A 25,466-nucleotide genomic window follows, 5' to 3' on the forward strand; every position below is an offset into this window, starting at 1 on the left:
AACGATCTGCTATGTCTCAATCTGCGGAAGGAGATGTTAAAGCTAAAAAACATCTTGGACAACATTTTCTTACCGACGAAGGTGTGGCCGAAAAAATAGCCGGGACTCTTAGCTACAGCGGATATGAAAAGGTCCTGGAAATTGGTCCCGGGATGGGAGTGCTCACAAAATATCTGCTTAAGAAGGACCTGGATGTTCACGTGATCGAGATCGATCGCGAGAGTGTGGCTTATTTGCAGGAACATTATCCTGCGTTGCAGGGAAAGATCCATGAGAAGGATTTTTTAAAATATGATGTGAGCGAGATCTTTGGGCAGGAACAATTCGCGATCATTGGGAATTTTCCATACAATATTTCAACTCAGATAGTTTTTAAAATGCTGGAGCTTCGGGAGTATATTCCTGAGTTTTCGGGGATGTTCCAAAAGGAAGTCGCACAACGCATCTGTGAAAAGGAAGGCAATAAGACCTACGGAATTCTTTCAGTTCTGGTGCAGGCCTTTTATGAAGCCGAGTACCTTTTTACCGTACCGCCTTCAGTTTTTAATCCGCCGCCAAAAGTTGACAGCGGAGTCCTTCGGCTAACCCGCAAAGAAGACCTTTCGCTGCCCTGCGATGAAAAGTTGTTTTTCAGGGTAGTGAAGACCGCATTTCAGCAGCGAAGAAAAACCTTGAGGAACAGTTTGAAGATCTTCGACCTGCCCGAAAATATTACAGAAGATAGTATCTTTGGTCTGCGGCCGGAGCAGCTAAGCACTGCCCGGTTTATTGAACTCACTCAAAAGATCCAGCCTCATGCAGTTTGAGATAACCGAAGATTACATCGAGCACATCCAGCTTCTCATTGAGGAGCATCGCGATGATGAACTGCTTAAGCTGCTGGATGAAGTGCACCATGCCGATATCGCCGAGATCATCGATGAGCTAACGCTTGACGAGGCGACCTACATCATCAAATTGCTCGACAGCACCAAAACTTCCGAAGCTCTTATGGAGCTGGAGGAAGACGTGCGGGAGCGCATTTTAGACAATCTTTCGGCTAAGGAGATCGCCGAAGAGCTCGAGTATATGGACACCGATGATGCCGCCGATATCATCGCCGAACTTTCTGAAGAGCGAAAGCAGGAGGTGATCCAGGAAATGTCTGACGAAGAACACGCAGAGCATATCGTCGAGCTGCTTCGTTACGATGAGAATTCTGCCGGAGGTCTTATGGCGAAGGAACTGGTAAAGGTCAATGAGAACTGGAGCGTGAATGGATCTCTGGCCGAAATGAAGGCCCAGGGTGAAAATGTGACCCGTGTGCATTCCATTTATGTGGTCGATGACAAAGGTAAACTCAAGGGCAGGCTTTCACTTAAAGATCTGCTTACCGCCTCAAGTAAGGCCAATATCAGCGATGTATATATTGATAAGGTAGATTATGTTACCGTTCACACTAAAGGGGAAGAAGTCGCCCGAATCATGCAGAAGTATGACCTGGAAGCGATTCCGGTGGTAGATGAGATGGGTAGGCTCGTGGGGCGTGTAACTATTGATGATATTGTGGATTTTATTCGGGATGAAGCCGAAAGGGATTATCAGCTCGCTGCCGGTATTTCTGAAGATGTCGAGGCAGATGATTCCATCCTGCGCCTTACCCGGGCGAGGTTGCCCTGGTTGATTCTGGCACTTTTGGGAGGTTTTGTATCGGTGACCGTTTTAGGGACTTTTGATGCCGCCATGCAGGAACATGCAGCTTTATTTTTCTTCGTGCCGCTTATTGCCGCAATGGCGGGAAATGTGGGGGTTCAGTCTTCAGCAATTGTTTTACAGGGTTTAGCCAATGATAGTCTGAGCGGATCCCTTTTGAACCGGCTTATCAAAGAGATTTTATTAAGCCTCCTGAACGGTGCTGCGCTTGCACTGCTGCTCATCGTTGGCGGAATTTTTCTTCTCGGGTTTGACTTCTGGTTTGGGCTTACGGTGGGGATCTCCCTGGTTTCGGTAATTGTGATCGCTTCTTTGATAGGAACCTTTGTGCCTATTATTTTGGATAAATTCGGGATCGATCCGGCTATGGCAACGGGCCCCTTTATCACCACCAGTAATGATATTTTTGGAATCCTGATCTACTTTTCCATAGCCAAGCTCATCCTGGGCTTTTAATCTCCCAAAACCAATTTTTAATTTTTTAAAAATGAAATTTGGAATTTGGAATTTGTAATTTTTTTATGGGTGCTGCTGCGCACCGGGCCTGCCTGCCGGCAGGCAGGCTTTCCGCTATATTTTTTTGCCCTTAAGAGGCAAAAAAGATGCCGCTGCAATCCCTGCCCCAACTTCTATTTTGTAATTTAGAATCTTCTGAAAGTTTCCACAATATCATTTATGAAAGCAATCGATCCAAAAGAAAAACTTACCCGCTTCAGCAATCACTGGCATCCACGACAAATAGGCGTTGTCAATGATATGCAGGTACTGGTAGCGAAGGTAAAAGATGAATTCGTTTGGCATCAGCACGATGAGGAAGATGAATTGTTCCAGGTGATAAAAGGCACCTTATACCTTCAGTTTGAAGATCGCACAGAGACTGTGAAAGAAGGAGAGATCATTATTGTTCCCAAAGGAGTAAAGCACTGTCCTATGACCAAAGACGGGGAGGAAGTCCATATTATGCTTTTTGAAAAGCTGAGCACCAAACATACCGGAAACGTGCAGGACAGTCTCACTCAATCTGACTATCCAAAAATCTGATCTTTCATGACCATTCTTCACGCTGACTCTAATCATCCAATTCTTTTACAGCAACTCGAAGCAGCCGGATTCAGGAATATTGAAGGCTACACTTTAACGCCACAGGAGATCCTGCGGGATCAACACCTCTATGACGGAATAGTAATAAGGAGCCGCTTTCATATTGGCAAAGATTTCCTTGAAGCTGCACCCAATCTAAAGTTCATTGCACGGGTTGGGGCGGGGCTGGAAAGTATTGATGTGGAATATGCAGAAAAACGCGGCGTTAAACTGTTTTCTGCCCCCGAAGGAAACCGAAATGCAGTGGGAGAACATGCGCTGGGGATGCTGCTGTCCCTTTTCAACAAATTGAATCAGGCAGACAGGCAGGTGAGGGAAGGGCTGTGGTACAGGGAAGCCAACCGCGGTGTTGAACTGGAAGGAAAGACTGTAGGGATCATTGGCTACGGGAATATGGGAAAATCCTTTGCTAAGAAGCTGCAGGGTTTCGATGTAAAGGTGCTTTGTTATGACATTTTAGAAGGGGTAGGAGATGCCAATGCCAAACAGGTTTCCCTGGAGAAATTCCGAAGAGAATGTGATGTAGTGAGCCTGCACACGCCCTGGACGCCTGAGACCAATAGGATGGTCGACAAAGAATTTATAGCTGCCTTTGCAAAGCCATTCTGGTTGCTCAATACTGCCCGCGGAAAAAGTGTAGTAACCGAAGATCTTGTTGCAGCCCTTAATTCCGGAAAAATTCTCGGCGCAGGCCTGGATGTACTGGAGTATGAAAAAGGCTCTTTTGAAAGCCTGTTTGCTGAAGGTGCCGAAATGCCAAAAGCTCTTCAGGAGCTGCTGGTGATGCCAAATGTGTTGCTGAGTCCGCATGTGGCGGGATGGACCGTGGAATCCCACCGGAAGCTTGCAGATACCATTGCTCACAAGATCATATCCCACTTTCATAATCAATAAAAAGTAAAGACGCACCACTAGTTCGTCTTTGTTTTAAATATAGGAAAATATGAAAAAACGAGTAACCGGCATCGGCGGGATCTTCTTCAAAAGTAAAGATCCCAAAGCCACAAAAGATTGGTACAGCAAACATTTAGGTTTTAACACCGATCAGTGGGGGAGCACCTTCTGGTGGAAGGACAAAGAAGGAAACGACTGCTCCACCCAGTGGAGCCCCATGAAGGAAGACACCGACTACTATGAACCTTCAAAAAAGCAATTTATGGTCAACTACCGGGTAGAAAATCTGGAAGAACTGCTGGAGGAGTTGAAGAACGAAGGTGTGGATATCGTGGGGGAAATGCAAACTTTCGACTACGGGAAATTTGGATGGATCATGGATCCCGAAGGCAATAAGATCGAGCTGTGGGAGCCTATTGACAAAGCATTTCTGTAGCGATGGGAATAAGATTAGGTCGATTAAACGGCCATGCCATAGGCACATCCTGCTAAAATTATACTAATCTTCGGCGATCTTTTCCCCTCCCGGAATAAGGCTTTACCTTTGCAGGTTTAAAGAAGATCAGGGATTTGAAAGACTATTTTTACTTTCTTAAGGGGAACTTCAGGACCGTAAGCTTTGGATGGCTGCTCACGCTGCTCTCCGGCTTTGGTCAAACCTTTTTGATCTCCTTGTATGTGCCTGAGATTATAAGGTCCTTTAATATTTCTGAAGGTGCCTTTGGAGCTATTTATGCCGGTTGTACGGTTGCCGCCTCTTTTATTATGCTCTCTGTAGGTCATACGGTGGACCACAAGCCGGTAAAAAAAGTAACAGCCTTTACCGTTGCCGGTCTGGGATTATCGAGCATTCTTTTGGGAGCTTCCCAGAACATCATCATGCTCATAGTTGCCATTACGGGCCTTCGGCTTGCCGGGCAGGGGCTCCTAACCCACATAAGCATGACCATCATGTCAAAGCAGTTTGTGGCAGACAGAGGAAAGGCTCTGAGTTTTTCTTCCCTTGGATTTTCTGTAGGAGAGGCTATTTTTCCACTGCTCATCGCTTTCCTTATAGGCTGGTTCGACTGGAGAATAGCTGCAGTTGCCAGTGGTGTTGTCTTACTCCTTTACCTGATTAGGCTTAGGTTTAACAGGCTTGAAAATTTTGATGAAAAGCTGTCCAAGCAAGGCAGCCCTTCTCCCTGGTCTCTGCTTAAGGATTATAAAAGTGTGGTGTTGGACAAAAGATTTGGAGTTATGATGCCCGCTAGTTTTATTCTGAGTTTTGCGGCAACCGCCATCTTCTTTTACCAATACGTATTTGTGGAGAACAAAGGCTGGTCGGTACAGCTATACGCAACTTTCTTTACCGTGTATGCCATTACCCGTTTCCTGTTTTCCCTTTTTGGGGGAGTATGGGTGGATAAATTTACCGCCAGGAAATTATTCAGGTATTATTTGATCCCTGTAAATCTGGGGCTGCTTCCCTTCGCTTTTATGGACAATATTATTGGAGCCCTGATTTTTTTAATCACAGCAGGAATAACGATGGGAGTCTCCGGAACTGTAAAAACAGCCCTGATCGCTGAACTTTATGGAACCGAAAAGATGGGAGTAATAAGAAGTGTTTTTACTATGTTTTCTGTTATAAGCACCGCTTTAGGCCCATTGGTGGTGGGACTATTAATGGATGCCGGAGTGACTTTTGAATATATTATGGCAGGGATCTTTGTATTAATGGCTGCGATCGTCATTAACTCTCAACGCATCAGATCCTACCGAAAGCAACCTGCAGAGGTTTATTAAAACTTTTTTTCCCTTTAATGGGTAAGTAAAAGTCTCTGGTAATTGTTCATTGCTAATTGATAATTGTTCAGGCAAGGGAATCGATGATCTCCTGCACCCTTCCCACTTCTCCTGTTTCCAGCCTAACTTTTATGCCATGGGGATGCATGGGAGATTTTGTGAGGATATCCTGCACAACTCCTTTAGTGATGCGGCCGGAGCGCTGGTCATGTTTCTGTACAATTCCAACTCTGGTGCCGGGAGAAATGTCTTTTCGTGAAGGTTTCAAAAATGTGTTTTTAAAAAGTTTTTCCTGAACAATTAACCCTTGCTCAAATTGATCATGGCAGACTTGATAGGTTCATCTCCTTCCACAGCCTCAAAGGTCATATTCTTTACCAGGGGATCTGCCAGGGACATGATGAGCAAAAAAGCCACGTCATCTCTCGGAATTTCTCCTGCTGAATCCAGTTTTTCAGCCAGTTTGACCTTGCCCATTCCCAAATCATCTGTAAGGGCGCCGGCTCTTACAATGGTATAGTCCAAACCGCTTTTCCGCAGATGTTCATCGGCAGTGGCTTTGGCTTTGAGATAATGCTCCAGCTTTTTATGCTTTGAAGGCTCATCTGCACCCATGGAACTCAGCATAATGAACTTTTTGATTTTAGCCTTTTTTGAAGCATCAATAATTTTGATGGCTCCTTTTTCATCCACTTCTGTGGTCTTTTCCGGGCCTGTATCGCCCCCAGAACCTGCCGTAAAGATTACCTTATCGATTCCTTTGAGTACATGGCTAAGGTCTTCCTGTTCCAGGTCTCCCAATACCCACTGCACCTCCATATCTTCAAAAATGGTTTTTTGCTCTTCGTTCCTGATCATCGCCACCGGCTCAAAACTCTGGCTGTTATTGAGGATTTCAATGATTCTTTTTCCGGTACTTCCGTTGGCTCCAACGATAAGGATCTTTTCCATAATTGCATTTTTAAGTCTGAAACAGCAAGTTAAGCATCAAAAAAGGCAAATCCAAAGCTATATTTTACCTATGACTCGCCAGATTCTTTTGCGGCAGCTTCATTTTTACGCATTTCTGTGACCTTGCGTTCAAGTTCCTGCTGAAACTCCTCCATCACAGGTCTTACAGTACTTTCGGGTAAATCGGCGATCTTGATATACATCAATCCGTCTATGGCATCATTGAACAACGGGTCCACATTGAAAGCCACCACTTTCGCATTCTGCTTGATATACTTTTTAATGAGCACCGGTAATCTCATACTTCCAGGCTCCACTTCGTCAATGATCTTATCAAACTTGTTAAGATCTGCCTGGGTTTCATCAAAAATAAAGTCTTTATCTCCATCCTTCAGCTTTACCTTAAACTCCTTTTTTGGTCTCACATATTGAGCAACATAAGGATCATAATAATGTGACCTCATGAATTCGATCATCAGAGATTTTGAGAAATTGGAGAATTTGTTGCTTATGCTCACCCCGCCAATAAGATATTTATGCTTCGGAAACCTGAGGGTACAGTGCACGATTCCCTTCCACAGCAGAAAGAGCGGCATTGGCCGTTGCTGATATTCTTTGGTAATGAAGGCCCGTCCCATTTCTATGGACTCGCTCATCATTTTGTAAAGCTCGGGTTCGAACCTAAAGAGGTCCTGCAGGTAAAACCCTTGTATTCCATGTTCTGCGAAGATCTCGGCGCCCATTCCCATTCTGTACGCCCCGGCAATTTTCCTTGCTTCATTGTCCCAAAGGAACATGTGGTAATAATAATCATCGAACTTATCAAGGTCGACAGGGTTGTTGGTGCCTTCGCCTATGGCCCTAAAGGTAATTTCCCGAAGCCGTCCAATCTCCTTCAGAATATTGGGAATGATCTCTTTTTTAGCTAAAAACACCTCGTAATTCTTGCTTTCAAGAAGGCGCTTGTCCAGTTTTCGGCAAGTCTCAACTTCCTCGAGCATAAGATCGCACTGAGTTTCCTCCACGATCTTTTTAGGTTGCTTCGGAATTTTGAAATTCTTGGGAATACTTTTCAAAAACGGCTTTTTTTCAAAGGCATTGGCCAGCATATAGGTCTTTCGGCGTAAAAAGGCAGTAAGCGATTCAACAGTGGTTATCTCCTGAATATCCTGCGGATTAATAGCATTACCAATTCGCACCTTGATCTTGCGCTTCTTTTGAGAGAGCATTTCACTTGGAAGCTTCGCCGTTCTCAAAATATCGCTTACCGAGGCCAGCCTGTAAAAGAAAGTACTGTTTTTGGCATGAAAATAAATAGGGATGACGGGAACTTTTGCTTTTAGAATGAGTTTCATCGCAGCGGGATCCCAGGGGCGATCAACGATCCTGCGTTCCTCGCGATAGGTGGAAACCTCTCCGGCAGGGAAGATACCCAGGGGTTTTCCCTCCCGCAGGTGCATGATGGCTTCTTTAATTCCTTTGGTGCTGGACTGTACTTCCTTATGCTCTTCAAAAGGATTTACCGGCATAATGTAAGGCTGCAAAGGTTCGATGCGCTGCAGCAGAAAATTCGCAATGACCTTGAAATCTTCCCGTTGAGAAAGTAATAGTTTTAAAAGGATCATGCCATCAATTCCACCCAGGGGATGATTGGAAATGGTAATAAATGGTCCGGATTTTGGAATCCGCTTCAGGTCTTCCTGCGGAATTTCAAAATCGATCTCAAAAGCCTTCAGAAGAGAATCTATGAACTGTGGTGCGGGCAAATTTTTCCGTTTTTCATACTCCTTATTGATCACAGAAAGTTTTGTTGTTTTCAAGAGAACCCAACCCATAGAAGTTCCTAAAAATCCGAGTTTATCCAAATTCATGACCTTGGCAACTTCTTTTGCACTCACAATTCCCATATAAATCTGTTTAAGAGGTTAAGCCAACTACGGTATGGCAACTATTTGAACGGTTTCCCGGGTAATTTGTTTCAAAAGGATCTTCTTCTCTTTCTCCAGCTCCTGTACAGCGACTTCATCAAAATGACGTATGGTGTACAGGGAGACCCCGGTGTTATAGCTCACTCTAAAAGTTGCTTTCAGGTGATTGAGCAACTTTTCTAAGTTATTAAATTTATTGTCAATACACACCGAAAAACTAATGGCCGAGTTCTGAATTAGATCCACTTTGATCTGATATTTATGAAAGAGGCTGAAGATCTCGCTGATATTCTTTTCGAGGATAAACGAAAAATCCAGGGAAGATAATGAGATCAATACCTGATCTTTTTTCACTATAAAACAAGGGATCTTCGGAAGGATTGGCTGCCCTTTTCTCACTGCGGTTCCGGGATTCACCGGGTGCAAAAATGATTTTACATAAAGCGGAATTTCCTTTCGCTGTAATGGCTGCAGGGTCTTGGGATGAATGACCGATGCTCCGTAAAATGCGAGTTCAATGGCTTCTTCATAAGAAATGTGCTCCAGCAGCTGTGGATCCTTAAACACCCGTGGATCTGCATTGAGTACTCCGGGTACATCTTTCCAGATAGTGACACTGTCGGCATTAAGGCAAAAGGCGAAAATCCCGGCGGTATAGTCACTCCCCTCCCTGCCCAAAGTGGTTGAAAAGTTATTTGGATCTGCCCCAATAAACCCCTGTGTGATCGTTAGATTTTGGGGATTTACTCTTAATTTGATCTGCGTCTGGGTTTCCTCCCACTGTACCTGGGCATCCCGATAGGTACTGTCTGTGCGAATGCAAAAACGAGCGTCTAAAAAGTCATTTTTGACATCTTTATAGGAAAAGTAAGTGCTAACGATGGTGGAGGAGAGGAGTTCTCCATAGATTACTACCTGGTCATAGACAAAATCGTAATTGGTAGAACGGTTATGGTTCAGAAAATTCTCCAGCTCTTTAAATAATTCACTTACTGAATTAAAGGCTGAATGATCTTTGTTCTCAAACAGGCCCAGCATGATCTCCAGGTGGTATTCTTTTACCGGTTGAAGAGCACCTTTAAAATTCCCTTTTTGAAGATAATCTTTTACAACTTCTTCAAGGGCGTTGGTGATCTTTCCCATAGCCGAGACCACAACAAGTTTTTCAGCAGTGCCTTCTCCCTGCAATACCTGCAGCACATTCTTTACGCCGGCGGCATCTTTTAAAGATGCACCCCCAAATTTGAAGACCTTCATGAGTTGGTTGCTACGAATTTGGTGATCCCGTTCTCATCCATCTGTACCGTATACCAGTCTTTAAGAATGTTTGCGCCGCTGCGTTCGTAAAAATCTATAGCGTGTTTGTTCCAGTCCAGCACTACCCATTCCACCCGTTTTAAACCCTGTTCCTTTGCATAAGCGATGACCTTACGGTAAAGAGCATTTCCAATGCCTGTGCCGCGCATTTCTTCTCTCACTATGAGGTCTTCCAGGTGAAGTGTTCGGCCCTTCCAGGTGGAAAAACGGTAATAGACCAGAGCCATTCCTTCAATCTTTCCATTGACTTCGGCTACAAAAACGTGGAAAAGGGGATTTTCTCCAAAACCTTCTTTTTCGAGGGTTTCAACTGTGGTGATCACAGCATCGGGTTCATTTTCAAATGCTGCAAGCTCCTTGATAAGTTCCAGTACCTCCGGCATGTCTTCTATTCTCGCGTCTCTAATTTCAGGTTTCATAGATATGGTTTAATGACAAAAATAGAGATTTGATTTTAAGATTAAATTACGAAAACGTTGTAGTGGCTTAGAATAATTTGGTTTAGTTTTGTCCGGTAAAGCATACCAACCACTTCAATGATTAAAAAAAATCAAACATTAGGCGAATTCATAATTGAGAACCAGGCAGAATTTGCTTACTCTTCAGGAGAACTTTCAAGATTAATTAATTCCATCAGGCTCGCGGCAAAAGTTGTGAACCATGAGGTGAATAAAGCCGGACTCGTAGATATCACCGGTGCAGCAGGTGAAACTAACGTGCAGGGGGAAGATCAGCAAAAGTTGGATGTCTATGCCAATGAAAAATTTATTCAAACCCTTACCAACAGAGAAATAGTGTGCGGTATCGCTTCCGAAGAAATGGAAGATTTTATCACCATTGCAGGACAAAATGGTGATCATAAGAACAAATATGTTGTATTAATGGATCCTCTTGACGGAAGTTCCAACATTGACGTAAATGTTTCAGTGGGTACAATTTTCTCTATTTACAGAAGGGTGAGCCCTATTGGCACTCCCGTGCAGCTGGAAGATTTTCTTCAGCCGGGAAATAAGCAGGTGGCTGCGGGTTACATTGTTTATGGAACTTCTACGATGCTCGTTTACACCACGGGCCACGGGGTGAATGGTTTTACGCTCAATCCTGCTCTTGGTTCCTGGTATCTTTCCCATCCTAATATGCAATACCCGGAGGATGGCAGGATTTATTCAGTAAACGAAGGGAACTATGTGCATTTTCCACAAGGTGTGAAAAATTATATTAAGTATTGCCAGGAAGAAAAAGAAGACAGGCCTTATACCTCAAGGTACATTGGGTCTCTGGTTTCAGATTTTCACCGGAATATGATCAAAGGCGGGATCTATTTCTACCCCACAAGTTCTAAAGCTCCGGACGGAAAGCTCAGGTTGTTGTATGAATGTAATCCTATGGCTTTTATTGCTGAACAGGCCGGCGGGAAAGCCAGCGACGGCTTTAACCGAATCCTGGACATCGATCCAAAGGAGCTGCATCAACGCGTACCCTTCTTTTGCGGAAGTAAAAATATGGTGCTAAAGGCCGAAGAATTTATGGCCAAAGACCCTGAATAACATCAGGTTCAAAAAAGCTAATTTCCGAAGAAATTTTGTCTTAATAAAGTCTTGATTCTTGCCTCTTGGTTCTTAGCTCTTTAACACTGCGGTCTATTTTTCTTTATTCAGCAGGTAGCGGTAATCTTCAAAGCTCATTCCGCTAAAGATCTGGATAGAGCGTTTGATGATCCCTTCAGAAACAGATGGAGAGAAGCCAAGGCCTATCGCGTATTTTCGCAGTAGTTCTTCCTCTTCCTCCTCGATATCATGGTCTGAATAAATGATCCTGAATAAATCGTAAAGCCGCTCGAGCCGTCCCTCTACCGAATTATTTGGATGAATAGGAAAGGCATTAGGGTTCTTAAGCACCTTTGTGTATTCATCTTCACCAATGTCCAGTTTCCTTGCGAACCTTTTTAGCTGTGCTTCTTCATATTTATTGATTTCTCCGTCTGCAGCGGCAAGATTGACAATAGCGGCAAAATGCCCTAAATTCCTAAGGTGTTCCCCGGTTCCAAAAAGGTCTGAAAATGACATATCACTAATTTTTTTTCAAATATAGCAAATAGCGCAGTAATTATACTTTGTGTTTGGGGGTTTCCCCTGCCTTCCCGGCAGGGGCCGCGCTTTCCGCTCATAGTCCCTCGCCTTTGCAGGCTGCGGGAGCTATCCGCTGCAATCGCTAACCCATCAAAAAGAGTCTGGCAGTTTTAATTTTTTCCTAATGCTACAGCTGCCCTGTAGAAATATTCCTAACTTGAATTTATGCTGCTTAAAAAACAGAAAAAACCCCTGCTTTGTTTTGATGAGAAAGGGATCTACTGCGAACCCGCAGGAGTCTACCTTGATCCCTGGAAGCCGGTCGATAAAGCCATTATTACTCACGGTCATGCCGATCATTCACGTTGGGGGCATAAGCAGTATATCACCCATCACACCAATGTTCCAATAATTAAACACAGGTTAGGGGATATTGAAGTTTCCGGAAGGGACTACGGCGAAACTTTCAGCATCAATAATGTGAAATTTTCCCTTCATCCTGCCGGGCACATCATAGGTTCTTCCCAGGTGAGAGTAGAGCATAAGGGCGAGGTGTGGGTGTTTAGTGGAGATTATAAGACCGAAGATGATGGTTTGGCTGTGCCCTATGAACCTGTGAAATGCGATGCTTTTATAACGGAATGTACCTTTGGATTACCGGCCTTCAAATGGCTTCCGCAGGAACAGGTGATGAACGATATCAACAGCTGGTGGCAACAGAATCAGTCTGAAGGTAAAACTTCTATTCTCTTCGGATATTCCCTCGGAAAAGCCCAACGGCTGCTGAAATTTTTAGATCCGTCTATAGGTAAGATATTCACCCACGGAGCAATTGAAAACATGACCGAAGTAGTCCGGCCTTTTGCTGAACTTCCGGAAACCACCCGCATCACCAGGGAAACAAAGAAAGAAGAGATCAGAGGCGGTATGGTACTGGCGCCACCCAGTGCCCATGGCAGCACCTGGATCAGGAAAATGGTGCCATACGAGACGGGGATGGCCAGCGGCTGGATGGCTTTTCGTGGCGCGCGCCGCCGCAGGGCCGTTGACCGCGGATTTGTACTCTCAGATCATTGCGATTGGCAGGGTTTATTATCATCTATAAAAGCTACAGGTTGCGACCGGGTGATCTGTACCCACGGCTATTCCGAGATATTTTGCCGGTTCCTTAACGAGATTGGCTACGACGCCCGCACCGCTGATACCCAGTACGAAGGGGAACTGGCAGAGATGAATCCGAAGTCGGAGGATAAGGATATTGACAATGAACAATAATATCAATTAGCAATAAACAATAAAAAAGTGATCAGTGGTCAGTGATCGGTGATCAGAAAAAAGAATAATGAAAAAATTCCATTTTCCCAATTAACCAATTAACCAATCACTAATCACCAAGAACCAGCGTGAACGAATTCGCAGCACTTATAAGGGAACTTGACAGCACCAACAAAACCACGGTGAAGGTGGCGGCGTTGACGCGCTATTTTCAGCGGGTACCGAATAAGGATAAGGTGTGGGCTATAGCTATTTTATCCCATCGTCGTCCGCCAAGGCCAGTCAATACTACCTTGCTTCGCACATTTGCTGCCGACCTGGCCAACATTCCGCTTTGGTTGTTCGAAGAATCCTATCACATTGTGGGTGATTTGGCTGAAACCATTGCCCTTGTAATACCACCGGCAGAAGAATCGAGTGAAAAAAGCTTAACACAATACCTGGAGGAGATTATCGATTTGAAATCAGCCACCGAAGCTGATAAGAAGGAATATCTTCACGAAAATTGGGCGGCACTGAACTATTACGAGCGCTTCGTTTTTACCAAACTGATTACCGGAAGTTTCAGGATTGGAGTGAGTCAGAAGTTGATGACCCGTGCGCTTTCCAAAGCTACAGAAATCGATGAAGATGTGTTGGCCTATAAATTGATGGGCGACTGGGATCCGCAGAAAATTACCTTTCAAAAGCTCATTTTAGAGGAGAATGAAGAAGATTTTCTTTCCAAACCTTATCCCTTCTACCTGGCTTATGCTATCGAAGGCGAACCTGAAGATCTCGGTGATCCTGCCGATTGGAGTGCTGAGCATAAATGGGATGGGATAAGATCACAGGTAGTGATTCGCAACAGGGAGATCTTTGTGTGGAGCCGGGGAGAGGAATTGGTGACCGATAAGTATCCTGAATTTTCTTCCTTTTTGGAGCTCATTCCTGACGGAACAGTAATAGACGGAGAGATCCTGCCGTTTCCTGGTGGAAATATCGGAACCTTCAATGACCTTCAAACCCGCATCGGCCGAAAAACAGTCTCCAAAGCGCTTCTGAATAAAGTCCCTGTGATCCTTAAAGCTTATGATGTGCTGGAGTGGGAGGGAAAAGACATCCGCACTTTGCCCTTTTTGGAAAGAAGAAAGATCCTGGAGAGGCTGCATACAACGGTAGGAACAGAAAAACATCCGTTTCACCTTTCAAAAACAATTTCATTCAATAAATGGGAAGAAGCTGCAGCCGAAAGGGAGCGGGCCCGGGAGGAGAAGAGTGAAGGCTTGATGCTGAAGCGCTGGGATTCCCCTTACCTGGTGGGAAGAAAAAAGGGAGACTGGTGGAAATGGAAGGTAGAACCGCTTACGGTAGATGCCGTTCTCACCTACGCCATGCGAGGCCACGGCCGCCGTTCTAATTTGTTTACAGATTACACTTTCGCCCTGTGGCAGGATGAGGAGCTCGTCACCTTCGCTAAAGCTTATTCCGGACTCACAGATGCCGAATTCCGTCAGGTAGACGCCTGGATTAAAAGAAATACATTAGAACGTTTCGGCCCCGTTCGTTCAGTGAAACCGGAATTGGTTTTCGAAATAGCCTTCGAAGGCATAGCCGAATCCAACCGGCATAAAAGCGGGGTGGCCACCCGCTTCCCGCGGATTTTAAGGTGGAGACAGGATAAGAAAATAGAAGAAGCAAATACAATAGAAGAATTGAAGCAGTTGATTCCTAAGTAAATTGAGGTGCGACGGACCACCCCATCTCCGCTCCGCGGATCCACCCCTCCTTAAAACATGGAGGGGAGCTTTACCGAAACAACTTTGCTGTTTCGCTTGGTAAAACCTGGGTTTAGTAAAGCCAAGAAGTGAAGTAAAATTTTAAATAGTAGTACAAATAGCTCCTTCCCTTGCTAAGGGAACCTGCCTGCCGGCAGGCAGGGGTGGCTCCGGCGAATAGCCGGAGACGGAAGGGTCCAACCACGCAGAATCATGAATAAGAGAGAACTCATAAAACTCGCCAACGACTGGTTCAAATCCCGGTCCTGGAAATCTTTTGCTTTTCAAATGGAGTCCTGGAAGGCATTTTTGGAGGGTAAGCATGGCCTGCTCAATGCCCCCACCGGAAGCGGAAAAACCTATGCCCTATGGATCCCTATTGTTCTCGATTACATCAAGCAAAACCCCGATTATAAAACCAAACATAAACCGGGCTTGAAGGCTATTTGGATCACGCCCCTGCGGGCACTCTCGGTCGAAATTGAGCAGGCAGCCAACAGGTTCGCTCAGGATCTGGGAAGCCAATTGACAGTGGGCATCCGCACCGGGGACACCTCTCAAAAGTTACGTGCCGCCCAGAAGAGACAAATGCCCGACCTTCTTATCACCACACCCGAAAGTCTACAGCTGCTACTTGCTTCAAAAGGCTATGAAAAGGTCTTTCAGGATCTTAATGCGATTGTAATTGACGAGTGGCACGAGCTGCTGGGAACCAAACGCGGAGTGCAGATCGAACTGGCTCTTTCCCGCCTAAAAACTGTAGCTCCAAAAATGAAGATCTGGGGCATTTCTGCTACTATCGGAAACCTTCAGGAGGCACGGGAGGTGCTGCTGGGTCCGGGATCGAAAGCTTTTGAGAATTCGGTGTTGATCAGGGCCGATATTCAGAAGAAGATCACGGTAAAATCTATCATTCCCGAGAAGATGGAAACCTTTCCCTGGAGGGGACATTTGGGGCTGCATCTCATTGATGAGGTGGTTCCTATCATCCGGAAGTCGAGAACTACCTTGCTTTTCACCAATACCCGTTCTCAATGTGAGATCTGGTTTCAAAGAATACTTCAGAAGTATCCGGAGTTCGCCGGGGAACTGGCCATGCACCACGGGAGTATCAATAAAGAGACAAGACTGTGGGTAGAGCAGGCTATCCGGGATGAGCAGCTAAAGGCGGTGGTAGCAACCTCCAGCCTGGATCTGGGAGTGGATTTTGCACCGGTGGAGACCATTATCCAGATTGGGGGACCCAAAGGTGTGGCCAGATTTCTTCAGCGGGCAGGCCGAAGTGGTCACCAGCCGGGAAAAGAGAGTGTGATCTACTTTTTGCCCACCCACGCTATGGAACTTATTGAAGCTTCAGCTTTACAAAAGGCGGTGAAAAATACAGTAGTTGAGGACCGGATCCCGTATCTCAATTCTTTTGATGTTCTGGTTCAGTATTTAACGACTCTTGCAGTTTCTGACGGATTTTTTCCGAAGGATATTTATCCTGAAGTTAAATCCACCTTCTGCTATCAGGCGCTTTCCGAAGAACAGTGGGAATGGCTGCTGAATTTCATCACCCAAGGGAGTCAGACGTTGCAGGCGTATGACGAGTATAAAAAAGTGGAAATCGAGGAGAACGGACTTTTTAAAGTGAACAACAGAGCAGTTGCCATGCGGCATCGCCTGCAGATTGGAACTATTGTGAGCGATGCGGTGCTGGCGGTAAAATATCTTGGTGGCGGCTATATTGGCACTATTGAGGAATGGTTTATTTCTAAATTGAACCCCGGGGATGTGTTCACTTTCGCCGGAAAGAACCTGGAGCTGTACCAGATCAAGAATATGCAGGTTATCGTAAAGAAGTCGAAGGTAAAGAATTCCCGTTTCCCCAGCTGGGCAGGCGGCAGGATGAGTTTTTCGGCACAAATGAGTGAGCTGCTTCGGGAGGAGATGTTTGTAGCTTCAGAAATTGAAGAGGCTTCTTCAGCAGAAACTTCAACAGAACTCCAGGCGATGCATAACATTTTTCAGAGGCAAAAAAGAGAATCCATCATCCCGAAAAAGGATGAATTCCTGATAGAAACCTTTAAAACTCGGGAAGGATATCATGCAATTTTTTACCCTTTTGAAGGCCGCTTTGTACACGAAGCTATGGCAAGTTTACTCGCCTACCGGATCAGTCTGCTGTCACCCATCACTTTCTCTCTTGCCTTTAATGACTACGGATTCGAACTGCTTTCTGATCAGCAGATAGATATGCAGCAGGTGTTTGACAACGACCTTTTTTCTGCCGAATACCTTATGGATGACCTTCAGAAAAGTTTGAACTCGACTGAAATGGCACGCCGGAAATTTCGGGATATTGCCGTCATCGCTGGAATGGTTTTCACCGGTTTTCCGAATAAGATGATCAAGACCAAGCATCTTCAGTCGAATTCCCAGCTTCTTTTCAGCGTTTTCAGGGATTATGAGCCGGACAATTTATTGTTTCAGCAGGCGTTTAGGGAGACATTCGAGCACCAGTTAGAGGAAGGAAGATTAAGATTGGCGATGGAACGCATTTCGGAACAAAAATTGGTCTGGAAGCAATGTGAAAAACCGACACCTTTTGCCTTCCCTATCATTACCGACAGGATGCGCGAGAAATTATCTTCAGAAAAACTGGAGGATAGAATTAAGAAAATGATGGCTCAATGGGGAGACCTGTAGCTTCAAAAATGACAAAAACACTTACACTTTTTAACCAGACTTTTATTTTACATCCTTCCGGAGCTATGTTTTGGGAGGAAGAAGACCTGCTGGTGATAAGTGATGTGCACCTGGGGAAGGTTTCTCATTTCCGGAAATTTGGAAGTGCAGTGCCGCAGAAGGCCATTGCCGGGAATTTCAAAAAAATGGATGAGGTGATCGGCTTTTTTGACCCCTCTAAAATTGCATTTTTGGGAGATCTTTTTCACAGTTCGCTTAATAAGGAATGGCTTCTTTTTGAGCAATGGATGGAAACCGTTTCTGCTGAAGTTATTCTTGTGGAAGGAAATCACGACATTATTTCTCCGCTGAAATACGAAGCCCTCGGAATTTTTATTACTTCGGAAATGGTCATAAAGAATTTCCTTTTCACACATCATCCTGAAGAAAGAGAAGGATTTTTTAATTTTTCCGGACATATACATCCCGGCGTGAAGATCAATGGTCATGGCCGGCAACAACTGAAGCTTTCCTGTTTTTTCAAATCCAAAGATCAGCTCATCCTGCCCGCATTTGGAGAATTCACCGGAAAACACATTCTCATACCGCAGGGAGATGATGAGGTGTATGTGGTGACAAAAGAAGAAGTGATTTATTTGAATGATTGAAAAAGATTCAAGAGCCAAGAGCCTAGAGACAAGACTTATTCATGCTAAACCCTTTAGTTGATTCTTCGAAATTGAGATAGAAATTAATTATCTTAGTAAAATGGAGCCAAATATAAAAATTAAGATAGTGAAATTGTTGGATGAGATGCCAGAGGATTTGCTGAAGGAGGTCTATATTGTTCTTGAAAATTATGTGGAGGAAAAACCAAACAAATTAAAACTGTCCAGGAACCTCAATAAAATTCTTGAAGAGGATCAAAACCTTCTCCAAAGACTTTCAAAATGATCTCATTAGATGAGGTACTGCAAATCCATGAGATCCTTATAAAGCGATTTGGAGGTACTTCCGGATTGAGAGATAAGAACCTTCTTGAATCTTCTTTGCAGAGACCGTTCGCTACCTTTGATGGAGAAGAACTCTATCCAACTTCCGTTGAAAAAGCCGCTGCGATTATAGAAAGTATAGTGTCAAACCATCCTTTTATGGACGGGAATAAAAGGACCGGGTATACTGTGATGAGATTAATACTCTTGAATGAAAATTTAGATATTTCTGCTTCAGAAGATGAAAAATATGATTTTGTAATCCGAATAGCTGAAGGTAAATCTGATTTCGAACAAATCAAGAAATGGATTAACGAGAATTTGAAGAAGTGATAACCTTGTTGCCTGAGACTAAAATTTCACACAGAGTCCACAAAGTTTAAAAAGAAAGATCACAAAGAGATCTACGGACATCAGCGAAATCTGCGGGAACCTTATAAGCAAAGGCAACAGCTGAAAAACTCATAACGTTCCAATTAACCAATCCCCAATTAACCAATCCCTTCTCTCTAATTTAACTTCTGTTTAAAACTCACCCCCTTTAAGCATTGAACTATAAACTTTATCTTTGCCCCAAATTTTTAATTTTTGAGTAAATCTTCTATTGCCCAAAGCTTTGCACAGTCGGCTCAACAGCTTGAACTGGGGAAAGCCCTTGCCCTGCCGCGAACTCATGTTGAACTCAAAGGCCTTGTTGGGTCGGCACTTTCGTTTGTGGTGGCGAACGCTTTTGAGGAAGCTGAAAAGCCTTTTTTGCTGATCTTCAATGACAAAGAAGAGGCTGCTTATTATCTAAATGACCTCGAGCAGCTGTTGGGTGATAAGAATGTGCTATTCTATCCCGGAAGTTATCGCCGGCCTTACCAACTGGAGGAAACCGATAATGCCAATGTACTGCTGCGGGCAGAAGTGCTCAACAGAATCAATTCCCGAAAGAAACCGGCTCTAATAATAACTTACCCGGATGCTCTTTTTGAGAAGGTAGTAACGCGGAAGGAACTTGAGAAAAATACGCTGAAGATCAAAGTTGGCGACGAACTGTCCATTGATTTTGTAAACGAGGTGATGTTCGAGTACAAGTTCCAAAGGGTGGACTTTGTGACCGAACCCGGAGAGTTTTCCGTGCGTGGAGGGATCCTGGATGTATTCTCTTTTAGTAATGATGAGCCTTACAGGATAGAGTTCTTTGGAGATGAGGTGGAAAGCATCAGGACCTTTGATGTGGAGACGCAGCTGTCGACAGATCAGGTGAAGAAGATCAGTGTGATCCCGAATGTGGAGCACAAAAGGCTTCAGGAGGTGCGGGAGAGTTTTCTGAAGTATATTTCAGATAAGACAGTGATCTTTAGTCAGGATCCGTCGCTGATGTTTGACAGGATTGACAAGCTCTTCAGCAAAGCCGAAGAAGCATTCAAGGATCTTTCCGAAGAAATTAAGCATAACGAACCGGAAGAATTGTTCTGCAATTCGGCACTTTTGAAAGAGCAGATGCAGGAGTATTCGCTGGTAGTGACAAGTTCAAACCAGATCCTGAAACAAGTTCAGGGTGACGCAGAGGTTAAGCAGATTGCATTCAGCACAAAACCGCAACCTTCCTTCAACAAGAATTTTGAGCTGCTTATTCAGAACCTGAGGGAGAATACGGAAGATGGTTATACGAATTATATTTTTTGTGTCAGCGAGCAGCAGGCCAAGCGTTTCCATGACATTTTTGACGATATGGAGGGGGAGGTGAAGTATAAGACCGTGGTGCTTTCCATGTATCAGGGATTTATTGATGATACTTTGAAGATGGTTTGCTATACAGATCACCAGATCTTTGAGCGCTACCACAAATTCCACCTAAAGAACGGCTATGCAAAGAAGCAGGCGATCACGCTGAAGGAGCTCACCAACCTGGAAGTAGGGGATTATGTAACCCATATTGACCACGGAATAGGGAAGTTTGGCGGACTGCAAAAGATAGACGTCGAGGGCAAGAAACAGGAGGCGATCAAACTTATATATGGGGAGCGGGACATTCTGTACCTGAGTATTCACTCGCTGCACAAGATCTCAAAATATAACGGCAAAGACGGGAAGCCGCCCAAGATCTATAAACTGGGAAGCAACGCCTGGAAGAACCTGAAACAAAAGACCAAGGCGCGGGTAAAACATATCGCCTTCAACCTTATTGAGTTGTACGCGAAGCGCAGGCTGCAGAAAGGTTTTGCCTACGGGCCTGATTCTTACCTGCAGCACGAGCTCGAGGCCTCCTTCCTTTATGAAGACACGCCCGATCAAAGTACCGCCACAGCAGATGTAAAGGCCGATATGGAAAATGAACGGCCCATGGATCGCCTGGTGTGTGGGGATGTTGGCTTCGGAAAGACAGAAGTTGCGATAAGAGCAGCTTTTAAAGCAGTAGACAACGGAAAACAGGTGGCTGTGCTGGTGCCCACAACAATTTTGGCCTTTCAGCATTACAAGACCTTCACCGAACGCCTGAAGGATTTCCCCGTAACTGTAGATTATCTGAACCGCTTTAGAACGGCAAAAGAAAGAAAGACCACGCTGGAAGAGCTGGAGAATGGAAAGGTAGATATCGTCATAGGTACTCATCAACTAGTTAATAAGGCGGTAAAATTTAAAGATCTGGGGCTGCTGGTTGTGGATGAGGAGCAGAAATTCGGGGTGGCCGTAAAAGACAAGCTGAAGACCATCAAAGAAAATGTCGATACGTTGACGTTGACAGCAACGCCCATTCCGCGTACGCTGCAATTCAGTTTGATGGCTGCAAGGGATCTTTCTACGATTACTACTCCGCCGCCAAACCGATATCCTATCGAGTCGCATGTGATCAGATTTTCAGAAGAGACCATTCGCGACGCGATCTCTTATGAGATCCAGCGGGGTGGGCAGGTATTTTTCATCCATAACCGGGTGGAAAATATCAAAGAAGTTGCAGGTATGATACAGCGCCTGGTTCCTGATGCAAAGATCGGGATTGGGCATGGTCAAATGGAAGGGAAGAAGCTGGAGACTTTGATGCTGAAGTTCATGAATGGGGAATTCGACGTGCTGGTTTCGACAACAATCGTGGAAAGCGGACTCGATGTGCCAAACGCAAATACCATTTTCATCAATAACGCGAATAACTTCGGGCTCTCAGACCTTCACCAAATGCGTGGGCGGGTAGGCCGGAGCAACAAAAAAGCATTCTGCTATTTCATCACTCCGCCGTACTCGGCAATGACCGATGATGCCCGGAAGCGGATCACAGCCCTGGAGCAATTCAGCGAACTGGGCAGCGGGTTCAATATTGCGATGAAAGATCTTGAAATTCGTGGCGCAGGTGACCTTTTAGGAGGGGAACAAAGCGGATTCATCAACGAAATTGGCTTTGACACTTACCAGAAGATCCTGAATGAAGCCATAGAGGAACTGAAGGAAAATGAATTCAGGGATCTGTATGATGGCCAGGACACAGACGATAAGGAATACGTAAAAGATACGCAGATCGACACCGACTTTGAACTGTTATTCCCGGATGATTATATCAACAATATTTCTGAAAGGCTGAACCTTTACACCCAGCTCAACAACCTGAAAACCGAAGACGAGCTTCAGAAATTTGAAGCCGAACTCGTGGACCGGTTTGGGGAATTGCCTGCAGAGGCCGAAGATCTTTTGAACAGCGTCCGTATCAAATGGATAGCTTCGAAGATTGGGCTTGAGAAGATCGTGATGAAGCAGGGCAAACTGATAGGCTATTTTATTGCCGATCAACAGTCGCGTTTCTACCAGAGCAAAGCCTTTACCAGAGTGCTGCAATATGTGCAAACGCATCCTCACAGCTGCACCATGAAGGAAAAGAAGACCCGCAGCGGGCTGAGGTTGTTGCTGACGTTTGAGAAAGTGACGTCTGTGGATCGTGCTTTAAAGGTGCTACAACCGCTTGATGTGAAGGCGACGGTTGAGGTACAGGAAAAGTAATACTTCTTAAAAATGACATTTTTGAGAGGTGATCTTGAGCAGACCTAACAGTCAAAACCTGTTAGGAGTCTTTCATTTCCCTAAAATACCCTTAAGAGCTTCTGCTGTTTTTACTGCTTTGCTTAACTTGTAGGAAATCAATTATTTCTAACCAACCGGCATAAGCATGCGGCAGCTTATTATTAAAGTTCCAAAAGGCAATAAAGAAGAAATTCTGGGGCTGGTAACAGAATTTAAAGGCAAGAACACCATCTGTCTTTCTGAAGAAAAACATGATGTTTTTGTGCTTTTTCTGCCCAACCAGAAAGTGAATAACTTCCTCAAACACCTTGATAAATATGAGCAACCCGAGATAAGCCTCATTCCGCGTGGAGTGATCACTCTTTATCCTCCTGCTTCAGATTCTCCCGACCAGGTGGCCGATGTACAGCCAAAAAGTTCCCTGGAGATCTACCTTGGAGGCATTCAAAGTGTAGGTTCTATAAAAGGCCTTATTGGATACTCTATTGCGGCCGGGATAATTGTTTGGATAGGGCTTTACACTACCACTGTTTTCTTGCTGGTGGCAGCCATGTTGGTGGCTCCCTTTGCGGGACCTGCCATGAATGCCGCCCTGGCAACTTCAGCCGGGAAAATGCCGCTTCTAAAAAGTAGTCTGGCACGTTATGGGCTGGCAATTGGTACAGGGATCCTCGTAAGTTTTCTTATGACCGTGATCTTTCCGCTGGAGACCCTCACCCCATTAATGGTAGAAATAAGTCAGGTATCAAAAGTGGCAATTTTACTACCTCTAATATCGGGTTTTGCAGGAGCAATAAATATTGTGCAGTCCGAAAGAGATAGCCTGGTATCGGGTGCGGCGGTAGGGATACTTGTTGCTGCCTCACTTGCCCCGCCGGTAGGACTCATAGGTGCGGGGCTGTATTTACTGGACTGGGAGATCATTAGCAGCAGTGTATTCCGTGTAGTCCTGCAGCTGTTGGGAATTCACCTGGCTGCCACACTCGTTTTCTATTTCTACGGAAAAGTTACTCCCAAAGGAGTCCGTTTTTTGCAGGGAAGCAGCAAGATGACCTGGTTCACCAGCTCATTCGTAGTGCTGGCAATTGCCGGAATGATGTTTTGGCAGTTCAGCCGGCCTCCATTTCTGCGCAAGGCCAGTATGAATACCGAGCTTACCGAAGAACTCGATAAAGCGCTCAATGAACTTGAATATATTGAGGTAATAGGAAAAGATGTGAACTTTACCAATACCAGGATAAAGGGGAACCCCACAGTGAGCTATAATGTGACCGTGCTTCCTAAAGATACCGGTTTAGCTGACGCTGTTCTGAAAAAAAGAATAATAGATCACCTTAAACAAAATATTAAACATCAGGACGACAATATCTATGAGGTATACCAGGTAAACATAGCAGAAGACTAGAATGAATTCAGGAACAGATCATGGATGATACTACATTTTTATGGAACGGGGTCCAGCCGCTAATAAGGATCGTGGTTGTGGGGGTTACGGCCTATTTGGCCATTGTCCTTATCTTAAGGGTCTCGGGTAAAAGAACCCTTGCCAGCATGAGTGCCTTTGATTTTGTAATTGCCGTGGCTGTGGGTGCTGTTTTCGGCCGTACTCTTACCACCAAGGATCTTTCAATTTCCGAAGCCGTGACTGCCTTTATTTTACTTGCTGTTTTACAGTTCATTTTTGCCTATTTTGAAGGAAAGTCAAAGGTGTTCAAGAAGATATTCAATACTTCGCCAACCCTGCTTTTCTATGATGGAAAGTTTATTGAAAAGAACCTTCATAAAGAGAGATTGGACGAAAGTAAAGTACTTAGTGCAGTCAGAAAAAAAGGCTTTGGCAGTATGGACGATGTTGCCGCCGTGATTCTGGAGATCGATGCCCAGCTTTCGGTAATCGGAAAATCAAAGGAAGGTAAATCTTCAACTTTTCAAGAACTACTGGACGAAACGGAGCTTTAAAAATGTAGAAAGGCATCCTCAATGTGCTCCAGCCTTGTCCCCGCTTTGTTCTTTATGATGGCCACTATGTCAAAACGTACCTCGACGTCCAGGTTATGCTCATTCACAAAATGATCAATAGCTTTTACCAGCTGTTTGATCTGTTTCTTTTTTACAAAATCCTGAGGATCTCCAAAATCGGGAGTGCTGCGGGTTTTGACTTCGACCACCGCAAGAATATTGTTTTTCCTGGCAATGATATCGACTTCGGCTTTTTGGTAAATGAAGTTGCGGGCCACGACTTCGTATCCCTTAGCCAAAAGATGGGTGACAGCCATCTCTTCTCCCTTTTTCCCAAGTTCATTATGTTGTGCCATACGGGATGGAAATTATGAGGTTCCAAAAATGATAAAGAGATTACTCCTTTTTGGAACCTGCTATTCAGGTTGGTAAAGCACAGCCTGCACTTTTAAATTAAGGGCTTCAATTTCTTCAGGAGTGGCATCCACGATCTGGTCTCCAATAAATTTTCCGGGAGGTGTATTTTGCGGCGCCAAAAAGACGCGAATATTGGAGTCGGAAAGTTTTCCGCCGTTCCAGTCCACAGCACCACTGTAATCCCATCCAAAACCATAGAATTTGATTGAATTACCGTTTAGGCGCACCAATTCTTCATAGGTGGTACCAACTTTAATTCCGTCAAGGGCTTCCCAGCGTCCATTCTTATCAAAACGCAGTTGATGAAGTTGAGTGCGGGCATCATCTTTCCAGGTGATCAAAAGCTCATCTGAAGTGCCCGGATATAAGATGCTGTAAGGTCTTTCCACAGTGCCTTCCTCAAAAAGATCTGTGCCTTCAGAGATTTGAGCATCGGGATATATGGTATTTAGATCATTCGCGGCAATAACTTCGGCCAGGTTCACGAGCTGGAATTTTTCCGCAGATGAAGAACTAACTTTTTTGCTTTTACAGCCTGCAGCTATTAAAAGCAGCCCCAGGATAAGAATTTTTCTCATGCTTAGTTTTTTATAAAATTGCGGAACATTTAGCGCACCTCCATCCCCTTTTACTAAAATTTAACGTGTAATCCCCTGCACT

24 protein-coding genes are annotated in these 25,466 nt (G+C 44.7%); 16 read left to right on the plus strand and 8 right to left on the minus strand.

Translation table 11 applies throughout. The features are described from left to right. The first annotated feature begins 11 nt into the window (after positions 1-11). From rsmA to CRO16_RS05780, 6 genes are all read left to right on the plus strand, one after another. Complete coding sequence (gene rsmA, locus CRO16_RS05755; protein ID WP_245858926.1) at positions 12-806, plus strand: 16S rRNA (adenine(1518)-N(6)/adenine(1519)-N(6))-dimethyltransferase RsmA; 795 nt, start codon at positions 12-14, stop codon at positions 804-806. Next, complete coding sequence (mgtE, locus tag CRO16_RS05760; RefSeq protein WP_097055350.1) at positions 796-2,148, plus strand: magnesium transporter; 1,353 nt, start codon at positions 796-798, stop codon at positions 2,146-2,148. Before rsmA ends, mgtE begins: the two co-directional genes overlap by 11 nt. Positions 2,149-2,367: 219 nt before the next feature. After that, positions 2,368-2,733, plus strand: a complete 366-nt coding sequence (locus tag CRO16_RS05765; protein WP_097055351.1) for a cupin domain-containing protein — start codon at positions 2,368-2,370, stop codon at positions 2,731-2,733. Between the two features lie 6 nt (positions 2,734-2,739). Beyond that, positions 2,740-3,687, plus strand: a complete 948-nt coding sequence (locus CRO16_RS05770; RefSeq protein ID WP_097055352.1) for a 2-hydroxyacid dehydrogenase — start codon at positions 2,740-2,742, stop codon at positions 3,685-3,687. Positions 3,688-3,736: 49 nt separating this feature from the next. Then, positions 3,737-4,123: a VOC family protein gene (locus CRO16_RS05775; RefSeq protein ID WP_097055353.1), complete on the plus strand. Its 387-nt coding sequence runs from the start codon at positions 3,737-3,739 to the stop codon at positions 4,121-4,123. A 134-nt stretch (positions 4,124-4,257) separates the two neighbouring features. Next, positions 4,258-5,475 (plus strand): MFS transporter, encoded by a 1,218-nt coding sequence (locus tag CRO16_RS05780; RefSeq protein ID WP_097055354.1) that lies wholly within the window; start codon positions 4,258-4,260, stop codon positions 5,473-5,475. 67 nt (positions 5,476-5,542) lie between these two features. Here the strand turns inward: CRO16_RS05780 and CRO16_RS05785 are convergent, their stop codons facing one another. The 5 genes from CRO16_RS05785 to CRO16_RS05805 form a co-directional block, all read right to left on the minus strand. Then, entirely contained in the window at positions 5,543-5,743 is a 201-nt protein-coding gene (locus tag CRO16_RS05785; protein WP_097055355.1) for a YwbE family protein, read from the minus strand. Between the two features lie 32 nt (positions 5,744-5,775). Next, a complete protein-coding gene (locus CRO16_RS05790) occupies positions 5,776-6,426 on the minus strand; it encodes an SDR family oxidoreductase (RefSeq protein ID WP_097055356.1) in 651 nt (216 codons plus the stop codon). A 68-nt stretch (positions 6,427-6,494) separates the two neighbouring features. Further along, on the minus strand, positions 6,495-8,333 hold the full coding sequence (locus CRO16_RS05795) for a GNAT family N-acyltransferase (RefSeq protein ID WP_097055357.1): 1,839 nt from the start codon (positions 8,331-8,333) through the stop codon (positions 6,495-6,497). 27 nt (positions 8,334-8,360) lie between these two features. Next, complete coding sequence (locus tag CRO16_RS05800) at positions 8,361-9,611, minus strand: aspartate kinase (RefSeq protein WP_097055358.1); 1,251 nt, start codon at positions 9,609-9,611, stop codon at positions 8,361-8,363. Beyond that, entirely contained in the window at positions 9,608-10,090 is a 483-nt protein-coding gene (locus tag CRO16_RS05805; RefSeq protein ID WP_097055359.1) for a GNAT family N-acetyltransferase, read from the minus strand. Before CRO16_RS05805 ends, CRO16_RS05800 begins: the two co-directional genes overlap by 4 nt. 117 nt (positions 10,091-10,207) lie before the next feature. On the opposite strand from CRO16_RS05805, the gene fbp reads away from it, so the two are divergent. Then, on the plus strand, positions 10,208-11,218 hold the full coding sequence (gene fbp, locus CRO16_RS05810) for a class 1 fructose-bisphosphatase (RefSeq protein WP_097055360.1): 1,011 nt from the start codon (positions 10,208-10,210) through the stop codon (positions 11,216-11,218). Positions 11,219-11,311: 93 nt separating this feature from the next. On the opposite strand, the gene CRO16_RS05815 is transcribed toward fbp, so the two are convergent. Then, entirely contained in the window at positions 11,312-11,737 is a 426-nt protein-coding gene (locus tag CRO16_RS05815; RefSeq protein ID WP_097055361.1) for a hypothetical protein, read from the minus strand. A 228-nt stretch (positions 11,738-11,965) separates the two neighbouring features. Between CRO16_RS05815 and CRO16_RS05820 the strand changes: the two genes are divergently transcribed. The 9 genes from CRO16_RS05820 (at position 11,966) to CRO16_RS05860 (ending at position 24,389) form a co-directional block, all read left to right on the plus strand. Continuing rightward, a complete protein-coding gene (locus CRO16_RS05820) occupies positions 11,966-13,015 on the plus strand; it encodes a ligase-associated DNA damage response exonuclease (protein ID WP_097055362.1) in 1,050 nt (349 codons plus the stop codon). 128 nt (positions 13,016-13,143) lie between these two features. Beyond that, positions 13,144-14,733, plus strand: a complete 1,590-nt coding sequence (locus CRO16_RS05825) for an ATP-dependent DNA ligase (protein ID WP_097055363.1) — start codon at positions 13,144-13,146, stop codon at positions 14,731-14,733. A 252-nt stretch (positions 14,734-14,985) separates the two neighbouring features. Then, entirely contained in the window at positions 14,986-17,463 is a 2,478-nt protein-coding gene (locus CRO16_RS05830) for a ligase-associated DNA damage response DEXH box helicase (RefSeq protein ID WP_097055364.1), read from the plus strand. Further along, positions 17,448-18,110 (plus strand): ligase-associated DNA damage response endonuclease PdeM, encoded by a 663-nt coding sequence (gene pdeM / locus CRO16_RS05835; protein ID WP_317042512.1) that lies wholly within the window; start codon positions 17,448-17,450, stop codon positions 18,108-18,110. Before CRO16_RS05830 ends, pdeM begins: the two co-directional genes overlap by 16 nt. Before the next feature lie 127 nt (positions 18,111-18,237). Further along, positions 18,238-18,396 (plus strand): hypothetical protein, encoded by a 159-nt coding sequence (locus CRO16_RS16125; protein WP_179670491.1) that lies wholly within the window; start codon positions 18,238-18,240, stop codon positions 18,394-18,396. Then, positions 18,393-18,767 (plus strand): type II toxin-antitoxin system death-on-curing family toxin, encoded by a 375-nt coding sequence (locus tag CRO16_RS05845; RefSeq protein ID WP_097055366.1) that lies wholly within the window; start codon positions 18,393-18,395, stop codon positions 18,765-18,767. The genes CRO16_RS16125 and CRO16_RS05845 overlap by 4 nt, the downstream gene beginning before the upstream one ends. 255 nt (positions 18,768-19,022) lie before the next feature. After that, on the plus strand, positions 19,023-22,409 hold the full coding sequence (gene mfd / locus CRO16_RS05850; RefSeq protein ID WP_097055367.1) for a transcription-repair coupling factor: 3,387 nt from the start codon (positions 19,023-19,025) through the stop codon (positions 22,407-22,409). A gap of 166 nt (positions 22,410-22,575) precedes the next feature. Continuing rightward, on the plus strand, positions 22,576-23,835 hold the full coding sequence (locus CRO16_RS05855; RefSeq protein WP_097055368.1) for a DUF389 domain-containing protein: 1,260 nt from the start codon (positions 22,576-22,578) through the stop codon (positions 23,833-23,835). A 20-nt stretch (positions 23,836-23,855) separates the two neighbouring features. Then, positions 23,856-24,389 (plus strand): DUF421 domain-containing protein, encoded by a 534-nt coding sequence (locus tag CRO16_RS05860; protein ID WP_097055369.1) that lies wholly within the window; start codon positions 23,856-23,858, stop codon positions 24,387-24,389. Here the strand turns inward: CRO16_RS05860 and CRO16_RS05865 are convergent. Continuing rightward, positions 24,386-24,745 carry a YraN family protein gene (locus CRO16_RS05865; RefSeq protein WP_097055370.1) on the minus strand — a complete coding sequence of 120 codons (360 nt, stop codon included), beginning with the start codon at positions 24,743-24,745 and terminating at the stop codon, positions 24,386-24,388. The two genes, CRO16_RS05860 and CRO16_RS05865, sit on opposite strands and share 4 nt — an antisense overlap. Before the next feature lie 60 nt (positions 24,746-24,805). Next, complete coding sequence (locus CRO16_RS05870) at positions 24,806-25,384, minus strand: hypothetical protein (RefSeq protein ID WP_097055371.1); 579 nt, start codon at positions 25,382-25,384, stop codon at positions 24,806-24,808. Between the last annotated feature and the right edge of the window lie 82 nt (positions 25,385-25,466).

Source organism: Salinimicrobium sediminis, assembly GCF_900215295.1.
GTDB lineage: Bacteria > Bacteroidota > Bacteroidia > Flavobacteriales > Flavobacteriaceae > Salinimicrobium > Salinimicrobium sediminis.

What these genes read in the sequence shown, in the direction of transcription:
- CRO16_RS05805 (WP_097055359.1), bottom strand. Translation starts at nt 10,090, where the DNA reads ATGAAACCTGAAATTAGAGACGCGAGAATAGAAGACATGCCGGAGGTA.
- CRO16_RS05820 (WP_097055362.1), top strand. Translation starts at nt 11,966, where the DNA reads ATGCTGCTTAAAAAACAGAAAAAACCCCTGCTTTGTTTTGATGAGAAA.
- mgtE (WP_097055350.1), top strand. Translation starts at nt 796, where the DNA reads ATGCAGTTTGAGATAACCGAAGATTACATCGAGCACATCCAGCTTCTC.
- CRO16_RS05845 (WP_097055366.1), top strand. Translation starts at nt 18,393, where the DNA reads ATGATCTCATTAGATGAGGTACTGCAAATCCATGAGATCCTTATAAAG.
- CRO16_RS05865 (WP_097055370.1), bottom strand. Translation starts at nt 24,745, where the DNA reads ATGGCACAACATAATGAACTTGGGAAAAAGGGAGAAGAGATGGCTGTC.
- CRO16_RS05765 (WP_097055351.1), top strand. Translation starts at nt 2,368, where the DNA reads ATGAAAGCAATCGATCCAAAAGAAAAACTTACCCGCTTCAGCAATCAC.
- fbp (WP_097055360.1), top strand. Translation starts at nt 10,208, where the DNA reads ATGATTAAAAAAAATCAAACATTAGGCGAATTCATAATTGAGAACCAG.
- pdeM (WP_317042512.1), top strand. Translation starts at nt 17,448, where the DNA reads ATGGGGAGACCTGTAGCTTCAAAAATGACAAAAACACTTACACTTTTT.
- CRO16_RS05800 (WP_097055358.1), bottom strand. Translation starts at nt 9,611, where the DNA reads ATGAAGGTCTTCAAATTTGGGGGTGCATCTTTAAAAGATGCCGCCGGC.
- CRO16_RS05830 (WP_097055364.1), top strand. Translation starts at nt 14,986, where the DNA reads ATGAATAAGAGAGAACTCATAAAACTCGCCAACGACTGGTTCAAATCC.
- rsmA (WP_245858926.1), top strand. Translation starts at nt 12, where the DNA reads ATGTCTCAATCTGCGGAAGGAGATGTTAAAGCTAAAAAACATCTTGGA.
- CRO16_RS05870 (WP_097055371.1), bottom strand. Translation starts at nt 25,384, where the DNA reads ATGAGAAAAATTCTTATCCTGGGGCTGCTTTTAATAGCTGCAGGCTGT.
- CRO16_RS05855 (WP_097055368.1), top strand. Translation starts at nt 22,576, where the DNA reads ATGCGGCAGCTTATTATTAAAGTTCCAAAAGGCAATAAAGAAGAAATT.
- CRO16_RS05860 (WP_097055369.1), top strand. Translation starts at nt 23,856, where the DNA reads ATGGATGATACTACATTTTTATGGAACGGGGTCCAGCCGCTAATAAGG.
- CRO16_RS05795 (WP_097055357.1), bottom strand. Translation starts at nt 8,333, where the DNA reads ATGGGAATTGTGAGTGCAAAAGAAGTTGCCAAGGTCATGAATTTGGAT.
- CRO16_RS05790 (WP_097055356.1), bottom strand. Translation starts at nt 6,426, where the DNA reads ATGGAAAAGATCCTTATCGTTGGAGCCAACGGAAGTACCGGAAAAAGA.
- CRO16_RS05770 (WP_097055352.1), top strand. Translation starts at nt 2,740, where the DNA reads ATGACCATTCTTCACGCTGACTCTAATCATCCAATTCTTTTACAGCAA.
- CRO16_RS05815 (WP_097055361.1), bottom strand. Translation starts at nt 11,737, where the DNA reads ATGTCATTTTCAGACCTTTTTGGAACCGGGGAACACCTTAGGAATTTA.
- CRO16_RS05775 (WP_097055353.1), top strand. Translation starts at nt 3,737, where the DNA reads ATGAAAAAACGAGTAACCGGCATCGGCGGGATCTTCTTCAAAAGTAAA.